The sequence below is a fragment of the Pseudomonas sp. C6002 genome, assembly GCF_013385805.1.
Taxonomy (GTDB): domain Bacteria; phylum Pseudomonadota; class Gammaproteobacteria; order Pseudomonadales; family Pseudomonadaceae; genus Aquipseudomonas.
The window spans coordinates 15,008-30,340 of the sequence record NZ_JACAPH010000011.1; the positions used below are offsets into that span (position 1 = coordinate 15,008).

Annotated in this window: 12 protein-coding genes; 5 read left to right on the plus strand and 7 right to left on the minus strand. The window is 58.5% G+C overall.

The features are described from left to right. The first annotated feature begins 61 nt into the window (after positions 1-61). Both HX817_RS06655 and dkgB read left to right on the plus strand, forming a co-directional pair. Entirely contained in the window at positions 62-1,672 is a 1,611-nt protein-coding gene (locus HX817_RS06655; RefSeq protein WP_008435854.1) for a hypothetical protein, read from the plus strand. 293 nt (positions 1,673-1,965) lie between these two features. After that, on the plus strand, positions 1,966-2,769 hold the full coding sequence (gene dkgB, locus HX817_RS06660; RefSeq protein ID WP_003211554.1) for a 2,5-didehydrogluconate reductase DkgB: 804 nt from the start codon (positions 1,966-1,968) through the stop codon (positions 2,767-2,769). Here dkgB and HX817_RS06665 read toward each other — a convergent pair. From HX817_RS06665 to HX817_RS06690, 6 genes are all read right to left on the minus strand, one after another. Continuing rightward, the gene (locus tag HX817_RS06665) at positions 2,766-3,197 is read right to left on the minus strand and encodes a hypothetical protein (RefSeq protein ID WP_003211555.1); all 432 of its coding nucleotides are present in this window, start codon (positions 3,195-3,197) and stop codon (positions 2,766-2,768) included. The two genes, dkgB and HX817_RS06665, sit on opposite strands and share 4 nt — an antisense overlap. Positions 3,198-3,332: 135 nt before the next feature. Next, positions 3,333-6,968: a transporter substrate-binding domain-containing protein gene (locus tag HX817_RS06670; RefSeq protein WP_177040005.1), complete on the minus strand. Its 3,636-nt coding sequence runs from the start codon at positions 6,966-6,968 to the stop codon at positions 3,333-3,335. A 1-nt stretch (position 6,969) separates the two neighbouring features. Next, complete coding sequence (locus HX817_RS06675; protein WP_177040006.1) at positions 6,970-7,596, minus strand: response regulator transcription factor; 627 nt, start codon at positions 7,594-7,596, stop codon at positions 6,970-6,972. A 293-nt stretch (positions 7,597-7,889) separates the two neighbouring features. Beyond that, a complete protein-coding gene (locus HX817_RS06680; RefSeq protein ID WP_003211562.1) occupies positions 7,890-8,606 on the minus strand; it encodes an MgtC/SapB family protein in 717 nt (238 codons plus the stop codon). Positions 8,607-9,187: 581 nt separating this feature from the next. Next, a complete protein-coding gene (locus HX817_RS06685) occupies positions 9,188-9,790 on the minus strand; it encodes an N-acetyltransferase (protein WP_177040007.1) in 603 nt (200 codons plus the stop codon). 12 nt (positions 9,791-9,802) lie between these two features. Further along, positions 9,803-10,144 (minus strand): FKBP-type peptidyl-prolyl cis-trans isomerase, encoded by a 342-nt coding sequence (locus HX817_RS06690; RefSeq protein ID WP_003211564.1) that lies wholly within the window; start codon positions 10,142-10,144, stop codon positions 9,803-9,805. 234 nt (positions 10,145-10,378) lie between these two features. On the opposite strand from HX817_RS06690, the gene HX817_RS06695 reads away from it, so the two are divergent. From HX817_RS06695 to HX817_RS06705, 3 genes are all read left to right on the plus strand, one after another. Then, a complete protein-coding gene (locus HX817_RS06695) occupies positions 10,379-12,343 on the plus strand; it encodes an FAD-dependent oxidoreductase (protein ID WP_177040008.1) in 1,965 nt (654 codons plus the stop codon). Between the two features lie 134 nt (positions 12,344-12,477). Continuing rightward, on the plus strand, positions 12,478-13,365 hold the full coding sequence (locus HX817_RS06700) for a nitrilase family protein (protein WP_177040009.1): 888 nt from the start codon (positions 12,478-12,480) through the stop codon (positions 13,363-13,365). Positions 13,366-13,379: 14 nt separating this feature from the next. Further along, complete coding sequence (locus tag HX817_RS06705) at positions 13,380-14,543, plus strand: hypothetical protein (protein ID WP_166742172.1); 1,164 nt, start codon at positions 13,380-13,382, stop codon at positions 14,541-14,543. Between the two features lie 39 nt (positions 14,544-14,582). Here the strand turns inward: HX817_RS06705 and HX817_RS06710 are convergent, their stop codons facing one another. Then, positions 14,583-15,203 carry a hypothetical protein gene (locus tag HX817_RS06710; RefSeq protein WP_023658938.1) on the minus strand — a complete coding sequence of 207 codons (621 nt, stop codon included), beginning with the start codon at positions 15,201-15,203 and terminating at the stop codon, positions 14,583-14,585. Between the last annotated feature and the right edge of the window lie 130 nt (positions 15,204-15,333).

The following is a 15,333-nucleotide window of genomic DNA, read 5'->3' on the forward strand; positions in this document are numbered from 1 at the left end:
TACAGCCCATCAGCCGCACCCACCCAGGGTGCGGCTTTACCTGCTTGCAAGGAGCGCGATGATGTCCAGGTTACGCTTGAGTGTTTTATCGCTGCTGACCAGTGTGGTGCTGAGCCTGTTCGCCATGCAGGCCGCCTACGCATCCCCCACTTCCGACGCCGACGCTTGCGTGCAGCAACAGTTGGTGTTCAACCCGAAAAGCGGCGGCTTCCTGCCGATCAACAACTTCAACGCCACCGGCCAGAGCTTCATGAATTGCTTTGGCTGGCAGTTGTTCATTGCCCTGAACTGGCCGGTGAATCCCGGTTGGCCAGCCACGCCTGCCCTCGCGGGTGAGCCGGACATGAACAGTACCCTGGCGCAATTCGGCGTACCGACTGCCTCCGGCCAGCCGATGAGCGTGGCGCCGGTATGGGCCAGCTACAAGGATGCCAACGATATCTTCCTGCCCGGCGCGCCCGCGCCCACCGGCTGGGGCGTGCAAACCCTGGTGCCGTCCAATTGCAGCACCCAGGGCAGCCTCAGGGCGATGTCGGTGGGGGCGCGCAAGTTCATGACCGCCACCTCCGAAAGCGCGATCAACGCGCGGCATGGGTTTCACCTGTCCAGCGGCACCCTGGCCTCGATTCCGGACCCGATCATGGAAGCCTCCGGCGGCTGGCTGACGGACCAGTCGCAGAACCTGGTGTTTTTTGAACGCAAGGTGGGCAAGGCCGAGTTCGACTACATCGTCAGCAAAGGGCTGTACGACGCGGCCAACCAGCTGAAAGTCGCGCAGAACCTCGACAACCAGAACCCCGGCGGGCTGTCCTTGCCCATCGGTGAACCCATGCGCTCGCTGCCGCCCAACCCGGTGCCGCAGGAGCAACTGGGAGCTCTGGAGGTCAAGGCAGCATGGCGAATCCTCACCGGCAAACCCGAGCTCTACGGGCGTTACCTGACCACCGTCGCCTGGCTCAAAAACCCGGCCACCTTGCAGTGCACCCAGCAAGTGGTGGGCCTGGTGGGCCTGCATATCATCAACAAGACCCAGGCCTCGCCCAACTTCATCTGGACCACCTTCGAGCAAGTGGACAACGTGCCGGAACCCGACCAGGTGCCGCCACAACAAACGCCGCCCGACAGCTTTGCCTTCAATAACCCGAACTGCGGCACCGGCCCCGAATGCACGCCGAACGTTGCGCGTATCCAGTGCAAGCAGCAGCATCCGGACCGCGACTGCACCGAGCCGTTTCCACGGGACCAACCCGTGCAGACCACCCGGGAACATCCGCTGCCCACTGAACTGCAGGCGCTTAACGGCGCGGTGCAGGCCAATTTTGCCCAGCAGAGCCAGGGCAAGTCGGTGTTCCAGTACTACAAACTGATCAACGTACTCTGGACCCTCACCCCCAACCCGCCCACCCAGCCGGAACCGGGTGTCAGTGCGCAAGTGCCGCTGTCCTACGGGCCGTTTATCAGCCAGGGCAACGTACCGGTGGCCAACACCACCCTGGAGACCTACGTCCAGGGCGATAACTGCAATGCCTGTCATCAGTACGCGACCATCGCCGGCAGCTCGACCCTGGCCTCGGACTTTTCGTTCCTGTTCAACAGTGCCGATTCGGCCAGCAAGAAAAGCCTGGTCAAGCGCGTAAAAGCCTTCCAGACCCTCAAGGACGGTTCACCCTGAACTCGACTGTTCAGACCACTGCTCAAGGTTTCTCGGTGCTGTAAGGCCTTGAGCATTTGGTCCTTGCGCTAGCTCCTGCTGGTTAAAAGAGGCGCCCCTTATCAAGTAACGCCCGAAATGTCCGACAGCCCCCCGCATCTACCCGGTAAGACCGCTCTCGAGGGATATCGTGTGACCACCCGCCGGCCACTCATGACTTTTGGTAAAGAGTCCTTTTCGGATTCAGCGGTTTTTCCGAAGGAACGAGAGGCCGATACTCGACTCCATTGTTCACATCACTTCAGGAGTCACTCATGTCCATTCCCGCATTCGGCCTCGGCACGTTCCGCCTGCAAGGCCAGGTCGTCATCGACTCCGTCAGCACCGGCCTGGAGCTGGGCTATCGCGTCATCGACACCGCACAAATCTACGAAAACGAAGCCGACGTCGGCCAGGCCATCGCCGACAGCGGCATCCCAAGGGACGAGCTGTTCATCACCAGCAAGATCTGGATCGCCAACTTCGCCGAAGGCCAGCTGATTCCCAGCCTCAAGGAAAGCCTGCGCAAACTCCAGACCGACTACCTGGACCTGACCCTGATCCACTGGCCATCGCCGGAAGACCAGGTACCGGTCGCCGAGTTCATGGGCCAGTTGCTGGAAGCCAAGCGCCAGGGCCTGACCCGTCAGATCGGTATTTCCAACTTCACCGTCGACCTGATGAAGCAGGCAATTGCCGCCGTCGGTGCCGAGCACATCGCGACCAACCAGGTGGAACTGCACCCGTACCTGCAAAACCGCACCGTGGCGGAGTTTGCCAAGGCCCATGGCATCCAGATCACTTCCTACATGACCCTGGCCTACGGCGAAGTGCTGAAGGACCCAGTGATCCAGCAGATCGCCGAACGTCATCAGGCAACCCCGGCGCAAGTGACCCTGGCGTGGGCCATGCAACTGGGTTACGCGGTGATCCCGTCCTCGACCAAGCGCGCCAACCTGGCCAGCAACCTCAAGGCTCTGGACCTGACCCTGAGTGACGCTGACATGGCGCAGATCGCCGCCCTGGAGCGTGGCCATCGGCTGACCAGCCCCAAAGGCATCGCGCCGAACTGGGACTAAGCCGCAGGGCTGCCGGACAACTCCCGCAGCCACGGCAACACCCGCAACCCGTCGGTGGCTGACGGCGGGTCGATGATGTCCATGAAGTGTTCGAGGTTGATGCTGTCCGGCGTACCCGGCAGGCGCACCAGCAGGGTTGGTGCGGCGGCCGGCGTGCCCAGTTCGCGGATATCGTAGACCAGCACATGGCGAATCTGCGGGTGCTGTTCCTGGAAGGCAAGCACCCCGCCGTCGCTGTCTGCCAGCCCGGCGTTGATGATCAGCACATCGAACGGCCTGGCCGGAATCGCCGTGAGGATCCGCACTTCTTCGAACGTCTGCACCGGAACGATGCGGTAGTAGCCCAGTTGGTTGAGCATTTTTTCGATGTACAGTCGTTGCAGATGCTGTTCATCGGCGATCAGGAGGGTCAGTGCTTTGTTTGGCATGGCGAACACCTGAGCAAGAAGCGCTCGTGAAGGACTGGACGCACTATTTTCCAGACATATTCCGAAGACTAAATAAGGCTTGTTCCACCTTCACGTAGGAGTTGTCCCAAACAGCTCAATACCCCTCCGCACCGGTCAAGTCTGATTGCAATACCCCGACAGCGCGTGGTGCAGGTGCGCGAGCGCTTCATCCATGCCATCGACGGCACTGGCCAATTCGTCGCGGGCCTGACGTTCACAAACGCTTTCCAATACCTCGCAGCAAACCATCAGTGCATGGGCCTTGACCATCTTTGCCCCGCCCTTGGTGCGATGGGCCAGGTCATGCAGGCCGGCAAAGTCTGCCTTGCGTTGCAGGTTCACCAGCTGCCCATGGTCTGCCTCAAGGCTGTCGAGCAAGGGCGCCAGCAGCTCCTTCACCGCGTCGATATCCCCGCCGGTCAGTTTCTCAAGGTGGCTCAAGTCAAAGTCTGCCGCCAGTTCATCCGTGGTGCCGGGCGCCACCGAAGGTGTGGCCGTGCGCCGCGCCAGGGCCGAATGCAAATCCTCAAGCCCGGTGGGTTTGAACAGGCAGCCATCCATGCCCGCCTGCCGGCAGCGCTCGGCTTCCTCGGGCTGGGCGTTGGCGGTAAACCCCAGCAACAGGCACGGCGCCAGGCCACGCTCGCTCTCCAGGGTGCGGATATCCCGCGCCAACTCATAACCGTCCTTGAACGGCATATTGCAGTCGGTAATCACCCCGTCAAAATGCCCGGACAGCCACAACTCAAGCCCCTCGACGCCATCTTCGGCGGTGGTGATCCGGTGCCCCAGGAAGCTCAATTGCCGGGCCAGCAGCAGCCGGTTGGCCGGGTAGTCATCCACCACCAGAATGTTCAGCGCGTGGGCCGGCGGAGTTTCCACGGCAACCGGTACGGGCGGCATCAGCGTGGTGTCGGCGACTGCCAGCTCCAGGGTGACATCCACCCGAGTGCCCTGCCCCAGCAGGCTGCTCAATTGCAATTGTCCCCCCATCATCTCGCACAGGTTGCGGCTGATGACCAGGCCCAGGCCCGAACCGCTGCGCGCCGATTGCGCAGTGTTGCTGCCCTGGATAAACGGGTTGAACAGGCGCTTCTGGTCTTCGACACTGATGCCGATGCCGGTGTCTTCCACCCACAGCCTGAGGTTCAAGTAGCCGCTGGCAATCGCCGACGAGCCGGACGCGCCAAGCCGCACCCGGCCGTGAGGGGTGAACTTGATCGCGTTGCTCAAAAGGTTCGACACCACTTGCTTGAAGCGCATCGGGTCCACCAGCACGTACCGATCAATCAGCGGGTCGAGCTCCACCTGCAGTACCAGGCCCCTGGCCCGCGCCAGCCCCTCGAAAACCCGCGCCACCGACGCCAGCAACTCGTGCAGGTTCGAAGGCTCGAGGGTCAGGGACAGGTGGCCCGATTCTATACGCGCGATATCGAGGATATCGCCGATCAATTCCAGCATGCCCCGTGACGCATCGGCGGCCACCTCCAGCGCATCGCGGTCGGCCCGGTTCTGCTCGGCGGCTTTCAGGGCCAGTTCGATCATGCCGATCACGGCGTTCATGGGCGTGCGAATTTCATGGCTCATGGTCGCGAGAAACGTGGTCTTGGCGCGGTTGGCCGCGTCGGCATCCTCCTTGGCCTCCTGCAACTGGCCGAGCAGTTGCTGCCTTTCGCTGACATCCACCCAGCCGGCGATCATGCCCACCACCTGCTCATTACCGTCGCGGTACGGCAGCATCCAGTGGTAGATGGTCAGGACCGCACCGCCCGGCACCTTGAGCACGCGGTCCTGGATCTGTGGCTCGCCCCGCTCCATCAAGCGCAGGTAATCCTGATGAAAAGACTCGGCCTGGGGGCGATTGCCGGTGTCGGTCTCGACCACGGTTTTACCGGTCACGTCCTCCAGCTTGAAACCGAACACATCAAGGTAAGCGCTATTGCATGCCATCAGCCGGCCCAGGCGATCACGCACATAAATCGGATGGGGCGTGCCGTCGATCAGCACGCCCATAAAGCGCATCTGATCACTCAGCGCCCGTTCGGCCTCGACGCGCTTGCGTATCAGCTGACGCAGATAAATCGCCCAGCCGAGGGTGATCAGCAACAGCAGCGCCGCCAGGCTGAAACCTTGAATAATCGCATTGCGGTGCCGCGCCCAGTAGCTGTCTTCAACCAATACCTCGCTACGCCAGTGGCCAGCCAATTCGTCCATTTCCTGGGGCGTAATACTCAGCAGCGCCTTGTCGAGGATCGAATACAACTCCAGTTGGCTGCGGTTGACGCCAAAGGCTATGCGGGCCGGCTCGGACCCGACCGTGCTGGTGATCCGCAACCGGTCACGGTACTCGCGGGCAATCATGTAGCGGGCGCTGATCAAGGTATTGACGGCGGCATCGGCACCGCCATCGGCCACCAGCTCCATGCCGTGCTCGGGGTTCTCGACGTCCACGAACTTGATGCTCGGATAGTCCTGGGCGATGCCCTCCTGCAGGCTATTGCTGCCAATCAGCGCCAGGCGCTTGCCGGCCATGTCTTCCAGGGTAAGGGGGCTGCCGTCATCAATGCGACTGACCAACACAAACGGATTGGTCAGGTAAGGCCGGGTAATGCGTACCTTGTCCGTGCGCTCGACGCTGGGGGTGACCACCGCGATCATGTCTGCACCACCGGTGTTGACCCTGTCGATTTGCCGGAGCATCGAGGTGCCGGGAATGAAGTCAAACTTCAATCCCGTGCGCAAGCTGATGCGGGCCAGCACCTCGGCGCTCAACCCTTCGAACGCGCCCTGCTTGTCGATAAATGAAACCGGCAGAAACTTGTCGAGTACCGCGACCTTTATTCTCGGGTTCTTGTCCAGCCAACGCTGTTCACTGGCACTCAAGCGCAGCCGGTCCGCCCCCAGGAACCCCAGGTTGCCGGCACTCCAGCGCCGAAGGATTTCCATCTGCTCGCTGACCGGGATCACCGCCAGTGCCGCATTGATGATCGACAGCAAGCGCGCGTTGTCCCGGGAAAATGCAAACGCGAAGGGATTGACCTCAAGTGACGAGAAATCGGCCATGCGGACGTTGTTCAGGTGGTTCCTGTTGATCAAGTAGTTGGTGCTGATTGCATCGCCGAGGTAAACATCTGCATGGCCGAACGCAACCGCGCCGATGGCCTCGAAGGTTGAAGGGAACAGCTGGATCCGGGCATTGGGGTAAAACGCCTGCACCGCGTCAGGCTGCATGTAGTGATAAAACATCGCCACACGTTTATCGGCCAGGTCGCTGCTCAGGCCCTGGCTGTCACCCGTGCGGGTGACAAGGGTCGGTTGATCCATGGCATAGGAGCGCGAGAGTACCAGCTGCGGGTCTGCCGCCTCGTAGCCGTTGGCAGATCCCACAAAATCCACCTCGCCACGCTTGAGCGCGGTGATGACTTCATCGCGATTGTCGTAGCGGCGCACTTCTATCGTGATGTTCAGCGCATCGGCGATCAGCGACGCGTAATCCGCCGTAATCCCCTCGAGTTCATCGCTGGTGCTCAACTCGAATGGTGCGTAGTCGGGCCCAGAGATGCCCATCAACAACCGGCGCCGTTCGCGCAGCCAGCTCCACTGCGTTTCATGCAACCGTACGGCGGGCGTTTCAATGACGGAATGCCCCAACAGATACAGGGTGCGCGGCTCGCCAAGCGCCAGGCCTTGTGTGCAGAGCGCGCCCAGCAGCACACTTGCGCTGAGCCACAAGACCCGAAAGTTGATCATTTCAGATCAGATGATTGCGCTGGGCGAACTTGGACAAATGCACCACCGACGACATCCGCAGCTTCTCCTTCAGTCGGGTTTTATAAGTGCTGATGGTCTTGTGGCTGAGCAACATGTCCTCGGCAACTTCCTTGTTACCCAACCCCAGCGCCAGCTTCTGCAGTACGGTCAGCTCGCGGTCGGAAAGCTCTGCCACCAGGTCCTGCTCGGTGGATTGCAAATCGTCGCGGCGCACCGAGCTGGTGGGCAGGCTCGGAAAGCAGCTGTAGTTGGACATCACGGCCTTGATCGCTTTTTGCAGCTCATCCAGCTCGCCGGTCTTGGCGACAAACCCCATCGCGCCGGCACGCATGCAGCGGGTGGAAAAAAACACCGCCAGGTAGGACGTCAGCACCAGGATCTTGCACGGCAGGCCCAGCGCCTTGATCCGGCTGATCACCTCCAGGCCACCCAGCTTCGGCATCGCCAGGTCGAGGATGATCAGCTCGGGGCGCTCCTCCCGGGCAATCTGCATGGCATCGGCGCCGTTGCCGGCCTCGAAGATCGTGTCGAAGCCTTCCTGCTTCAGCAAGTAGCGGACGGTTGCGCGGATAAATGGATGGTCATCCACGATTAAAGCTTTGCTCATAAGGCTCCCCTGGGAGGATTCAGTACCGTTACACATCACACGGGACCTATCTACCTGTGAGAAATGACAGTTCCGACGAACGGAACTGAACAGTCCTACAAGCAGCAGTCGGGTCCCTCCATTTGAACAGCGCATAACCCTAGGTAGGCGGCACCTGCGTGCCTGGCTAGTCGCAAGCGCGCAACCTTACCAATGGAACGGCGTAACAACTGAAGGGATAGTCCCAGCTGAATGTAGGATTTTTCCTCACCACAAGCATAGTAAAGAGCCGGTCCCGGGGGCGCCAAGGCGGCCTAGTCGGTGGTACTCGGACTCCAGAACGCTTGCACCACGAGGGCTGAAGTGGAAATACGCGCCACCAGCGCATCCAGTTCGTCACCGTCTACCGAGGTCACGGCCAGCGTCGCCTCGATTTCCACCTCTTCAGGACCAAAGGGACGTACGTCCACATCACTGGCCGGGTAGTTGCAGCGAGCAAGTTCGGCTTCGAGCAAGGCCAATACCGCCTTCTGCTGGGTACGCCGGGCCACCACATACAGAATGTTGGTCACCTCGGCCGACACCACGTCCAGTGGCTGGCGGTTGATGTTATTGACGATCGGGCGCAGCAGCGTGTTGGCCGCCAGCACAAACAGTGTACCGAGCAGCGCTTCGAGGATCAGGTCGGCACCGGCACAGGCACCCACCGCCGCCGACGCCCAGAGCGTGGCCGCAGTATTCAGGCCGCGCACGTTGCCTTCTTCACGCATGATCACACCGGCACCGAGAAAACCGATGCCCGAGACCACATAGGCCACGACCCGCACCGCCCCTTCGGCGCCGCCCAGGCGGTTGGCCATGTCGACGAAAATCGCCGCTCCCACCGCCACCAGCACGTTGGTGCGCAGCCCCGCCGTGCGCTGGCGGTACTGACGCTCAAACCCGATCAGGCCACCGAGAATGAAGGCCGCGGTGAGGCTGACCAGCGTGTCGATCAGCGAGTTGAGGTTGATGTTGTTGATTGCTTGCATAGGCGTCTTCCCTATTCATTACCAGCCAAACTTACGCGAGGAAACCTTCGGCCAGGTACGACCATCCTGGGCCGTGATTGAGTCACGGGCACGACAGGACAGGCCCGCCCGTCGCAAACGACAGGCGCGTCCGCAGTACCGCGATGCAAGGCATCACGTACTGTTAAGCGTCGATGAGAGGGAATTCGGAATCGGGCCAGGACTGGCCGCCATCGAAATGCCGCTTCTCGCTTCTGGGCGAGACAACGGCATCGGAAAAATGCGCGTTATCTTGCCAAGTATGTGCCGGTTATCGAGACCGGCCGACGACTGTCACTCGAACAAGTACCCACTGAGGGTCTCCGCTATTGATGAAAACGCGCGAAGCTTACGCTCCGAATTAATGAGAGTAAACCGTAGGAAAATTTACCCGATGGGTTTGGGCAGGTTCTTCAGGGAGGGTTCAGGTACGCACCACTGCGCAGCTCTCCCCTCCGTAGCAGCTGTCGAGCCCAAGCGAGGCTGCGTCGGCCACACTGCGATCATCAAGCCAGACACTCCACCGAGTCGCCGAACGCAGCCTCTCCCAGGCTCGACAGCTGCTACGCAGAAGACGGTCGATCACGCTCCACCAGCGCCAAATACTCATTGATCGCCCCACCCGCCAACGCCTTCACCTGAATGGAAACCCGATTCACCTGCCGCCCCATCTCGACGCCATCCCGAGTCCGCACCTGAACATACCCAAGCCGGGGCCAGAACCGCTCAGCCTTGACGTTCCCCACCACCACCGTCAACCGCAACCAGCGTGCGCCCAGGCTCACTACCCAATCCTGGAAATCGGCATGCAACTGCCGCGCAAAACCGCTGCCATGCAACGGCGTGGCCACCAACAGCAACCCGATATGCCAAACCCCGACCGCCAACAGATCCGACGCCACATTCACCACCGCAACCAACTGCCCTTCGGCATTGCGGTAGCCAATCCAATACATCCGCGTGTAGCTCCAGGTGTCGGGCAGTTCAAGAGTCAACTCATCCCGAGCCTCCGTGGGTGTGGCTGGCTCACCGTTGACCGCGAGAAAATATTCCGGGGCTGCTTCGAAAAAGCGCTGCAACTCGGCTTCACCCTCAAGGGTCAGCTCAACTACCCGAATGCCCGCTATCGAACTGCGCGGCAACTCCCCTGCTTCAACAACATCCATGTTCACCGCCCCTCAATCATCCCGCGTCAGTACTTCCAGCAACTCAATCTCAAACCGCAAATTACTGTTGGGCGTGATATGCGCCCCCATCGAGCGCTCGCCGTAGGCCAGGTGCGCCGGCACGAACAACGTGCGAATGCCGCCAACTTTCATGCCCATCAGCCCCTGGTCCCAGCCCTTGATCACGCGACCGGTGCCGATCACGCATTGAAACGGCTTGCCGCGTTCCCATGAGGAGTCGAACACCGTGCCGTCTTCCAGAGTGCCGGTGTATTGCGTGGTGATCAGGGCGCCTTTGACCACGGTTTTGCCGTCGCCGAGGCGGATGTCGGTGATTTCCAGTTCGGTGCTCATTTTTTCTCGTTTTGTGTAATGCGCGGATCGCGCCAAATGGGCGTTTTCCCAGAGTCAAACGCATTTGGCAAGCCCACATACCTCGTTTTCTCCAATAGCCTGCCAGTTCGAATGCACCAACCTACAAAAAATCACGAAAACGTACGTAAAAAAAATACAAACCACCTATTTATCTTCTTCGATACAACGAGCAGCCTAACTATCCAGAAACATAGAACATCAAGGATGACTTGTATGACCATAGGATCAGACTTCAATTACCCGGCTGATATTGCTGCCCGCGCTTCCAGAGAGAAGAGATCCACCAGAAATAAATGGCGGGGCCGTTTTCCTGGCCCACCAGACTTATGCTTCGATTATCGAGCCTTAGTAGAGCAAAAAGGCGGAATTGCAAAGGCGCCTCATTTGGACCACAAAATATGTATCATCGGGGCAGGCATCACAGGCCTTACTGCAGCAAGAGAACTGTATCGCTGCGGCTTTAAAGACATATCCCTGATCGAGAAATCCAAAAGAATCGGAGGCAGACACCTTACCGTTCTTGGTGGACAGCGCTCCAACAATACAGGACGACCGCCCTTTGAAATGGGCGCGATGCGTATGCCCTTTTTTAATCGATCTGATGAAAACCCCACTGAAGGCCGATCCATGATGGCCTATTACACCAAAGCGTTTGATCTTGTTCATTCAAACTTCCCAAATCCGGGAAGCCCGTGGGTCACATCAACCGGGATCTACTTACGCGAAGGGAGTATAGATAATAGTAGTCAGCCCACCATGCTGATCTGGAAAAACAAAGATGGTATAACGCCTCCACCTGGCGAGACCCTGAGTGCAGTGTCTGCAAAATGGCGAAACTTTGCGAACCGTATGACTCAGAAAGTTGCGGAATTATACGGAAGCGAGCAATGGGAATTATTTTGGACCAGGGTAGTTGAAAAGTACGAAAGCATCTCGTTTAGGGATTTAGTGAAAATGCCGGTTATTGAGTCTTGGCACAAGGAACGCCCCGGTGACTTCGGTGGCATGGGCATGACGACGCAAGAGTCGGCTGTGTTCTATGCAATTGGAATAGGCGATGGCAGTTGGGGAGCATTTTATGACATTTGCTCGCTTTATCCCCTGCGGACTGCGATTTTTGGTTTCAGCAGTCACCTCCAGCTAATTCATGGCCGGGTCAAACTGGATGGCGAGGCAGTCGACTCGCCGCACCTGAGAAGCCCGGCCGTTTTTGACTCTCGGGGACTAGAGTTTAATAAGCCCAGCTACAAAGGTCTCGGGGCCTTGGCAGAATGTCTGCTCTTTATGAGTACTCCTGAAATAAGCGACTCCGTGTATGACCTCAGCCTCAAGAAGACGGATGGATTACTGACCGACTCTCCAGTAAAAAAACTGGAAAAGCTGAGAAATGGGAAAACGCGCGTTTATTATCATTGGAATGCTAGTAACCCCAAAAAAACTGAAGTCTGCCATGCCGACTTCGACTCGGTCATCATCACGCTCCCCTCCTGGATAATCGAAACACAAATACTGCTTGAGGGTTTCGATGAAGAGATGCTCCCTTACGACACGATAAATGCCTATAAAACTGCTCACTGGGAAACCAGCTGCAAAGTGTACGCCCCGTTAAAAAAAACCTTCCTGTCCAAAAACACGAAGATCCCGCAAGCCATCGTTACCGACAGTTTCATACATGATGTATATACCTATCGCTATAACGAGCATCACACCTATGACTGCATACTCTTGAGCTACACCTGGGAAGATGACGCAACAAAGTTATCTTCACTAAGTGACAAAGAGTTAATAACCAAGTGCATAGAAGAGCTGGATAGAATCCTGGTCAAATCCACTAACATCCAAGAAAAAATCTCTCCATACATCGGCCACGAGCAGGCCATCGTGCAACGCTGGATGAATGACCAAAACTCATTGGGATGCGCAAAATTGTACAGACCAGGAACCTACTATGAGGCTGTCAGCTTAATGAAATACAATAAGGACTACTCATTCAAGTCTGGACTTTACCTCTGCGGCGAATCTTTTTCAGTAGATGCCGGATGGACAGAGCCTTGTTTCAGGGGCGCAATAGATACCGTCATAAATATCTGCAATAGAACTGGCGCCCTCTTCAATGGAGGATTCTCAATGCAAGACTATCCAGAATACAAAACAGAGTATTCACTCCCAGCAAAATAAACACACCATGCAAAAGCCTTGGCAGAAGCAAACTACATTGCTATCGGACGCGTCCGACTTTCATTTAAACATCAGGTCGCCTCTTATAAACATCCAGCCACTTCTGGCTGAATAAAAATAAGAGGTCACCCGCAATGAGCGATCCAACAAGCCCTGTTCGCATAGCTGTCGTACAGTTTGATCCCCAGGTCGGAATGGAAAACCGGGAGCGCAACCTGCGTCATAGCCTTGAGCTGGCGACGGAAGCAGTGAGCGGCGGTGCCAATCTGATCGTGCTGCCAGAGCTTTCTAACTGTGGCTATTTCTTCTCCAGCCGTCAGGACGCGTTTGATCATGCCGAGGCCATTCCGGGTGGGCCAAGTGTGCAGGCCTGGACAGATTTTGCCTGTAAACATCAGGTGTACCTGGTGGCAGGCCTCAGCGAAATTTCCGCTATGCAGCTGTTCAATACGGCTGTATTGCTGGGGCCGGATGGCTTTATTGGCAAGTACCGCAAGGCCCATCTGTGGAACCTGGAGAAGCTCTGGTTCACTCCCGGCGATACAGGATTCCCCGTTTTCGAAACACCCATAGGCCGTATTGGCCTGTTGATCTGCTGGGACATTTGGTTTCCCGAGGTGCCACGCATCCTCAGCCAGCAAGGCGCCGATATTATTTGCAGCCTCAACAACTGGGTGTGGACCCCGCCGCCGTTGTTCGACGACGCGGGGAAGTGCATGGCGTCGTATCTCACGATGACCGCCGCCCACGTCAATAACGTGTTTATCGCTGCCGCCAGTCGTATCGACGAGGAGCGCGATGCGCGTTACCTGGGATGTTCGCTCATTGCCGGTACCAATGGATGGCCCATCGGTACGGTGGCGTCGGCGAATCGGCAGGAGATCCTTTTCGCCGATGTCGATCTCACCAGTGCCCGCAGCGCGCCTATCTGGAACAGTCTTAACGACTTGCAGCGGGACCGGCGTGCTGATCTTTACGACCAGATGCTCGGGTACACCCAGCACCCTGCCCTGCCACGCTGATCGGAGGGTGCATCATGGAAAGCCTCTTTGAAAAGCCGCGTGCAGGGCGCTCCCGGGCCGATAACACCGTCATAGTTCTGGGTCTTGCCAGTGCTTTGCTGATTCTATGGATAGCCCTTATTTACCCTTGGCCTGGATATGCCGATATGGTGACCAGCCTTCCACATCCCAGTGCGTGGCTGCGCTGGGTGTTGGGTGATATCAGCGAGGTCGCGTTCTACAAACACGAACTGGCGTCACTGGGCCTGCTGGGCGGTGCGTATCTGGCGTGGTGGGCCAGCCGCACGGGCAAGTCCTGGCAGGGCTTTGCTATCTCGTACGGCACAGGGCTGTGGCCGTGGCTGATAACCAGCTCCTTACTCGGCTTGCTGCTAAGCAACGCGTTATGGGGCTGGACGGTGACCGCTGACACTTGGCAACCGACGTTTGCAGCGTTTGTTTCGCTGCCGGCGGCAATGGTGCTGATGTTCGGAGGTGGCTGGAAAGTGACGCTCAACGGCGCCGTACTGGGAGGTTTACTGGTCACGCCGATGTGTTTGTTGATCGTTAATTACGTCTGCATACCGCTGGGCTTGCCGGTGGTGATCGGAAATGTGCTTGGGATGGCGGTTGGCAGTGTGATTGCCTTTGTATTGTGCCGTCACGTGCCGGTCCTGGTACGAAGCGATTACACAGCGCCGCAAAGGCCCGCCCCGCTGAAGCCACCGACTTATGGTGTGGTGTGGAGCGTGCGGAGGGTATTGGCTGACTTTTCCGAAGCGCCGTTCTTCGGCAATGAGCTGGCCAGCCTTGGCTTGCTGGCGGGTGTGTTACTGGCTTACGCGCTGAACCCGATGAGCCCGGCCTATGGATCCGGCCTGATACTGCACCTGATCGGCGCGCAAGCGCTGACATCAGCGCTTGGCGTGGTGATCTGGCGACATCAGTGGATAAAACGAGGCTGGTATCCCACGTATGTCCCGCTGGTATCGGTAGTCCCGGCAGCCGTATTGACCCATGGCGGCAGCTGGATGGTGATGGGGTCCAGTGCGTTGCTCGGCGCGCTGATGGCGCCGCCACTGGCCTGCGCGATTGCAGGACGGTTACCACCGCACTTTCATCCTTATATCGGCAACGTAATCTCAATGGCGCTGAGCACGTTGGCGGTAGTGCCATTGGTGGGATGGTTAGCCGTTTAGCTCCGCTCTCCTACGCCGGGCAAAGGACTGCCCGAGCACTTAAAGCCAATGCCAGAACCGGCTCCAGAACCCACGCCCCAGATCATTCTTGCAGCCCGCATATTGCGCCGCATACATCTGCGAACGCGCCTGAACCTTGCCTGCCACCGGCATCAGCCAGGCTTTGCTCGCGTAGGTACGCTGCCGGTAACCGCCCCAGCCTTCGTGGTAATTCAGGTACTGGCCGTAGGCATCGTATTTGTATACGCCGTTGATGGTGTAGGTCTTATCCATGTACCAGCCGACAAAGTCGATGGCGTCGTCAAAGTCCTGCCGGCTGGCGCCGTAGCGTCCGGTGCTTTTCTGGTAGTCGCTCCACACTTCGTCCTTGGCCTGGGCGTAGCCGGAGGCCGTAGACACACGACCCCAGGGGATGATCCACAGCAGGTACTTGCGTGGGGTCTTGGCGTCCTGCCGGAAGCCCGATTCCTGATACATGATCGCGAACGGCACCTGGATCGGCACGCCCCAGCGCGCCTGGGTCACCTTGGCGGCGTCGTACCAATCGTCTTTTTCGCGGAAGATGCCGCAGATGTCGTTGGGGGTGCGGGGTGGCGAGGTGCCGCATCCCGCCAATAAGGCGGTGAGCAGCAACAGCCCTGCGGTTTTTCCTGCGTTCAAAAGCTCACCGTCTCGTCGTGAGAATAAAAGGCGGGCAGTTTACTCGTTCGCCGGGGTTCCTGCAGAGGTGAAAGCAACACGAATCCTGTGGCGAGGGAGCTTGCTCCCGCTGGAGTGCGAAGCGCTCCCG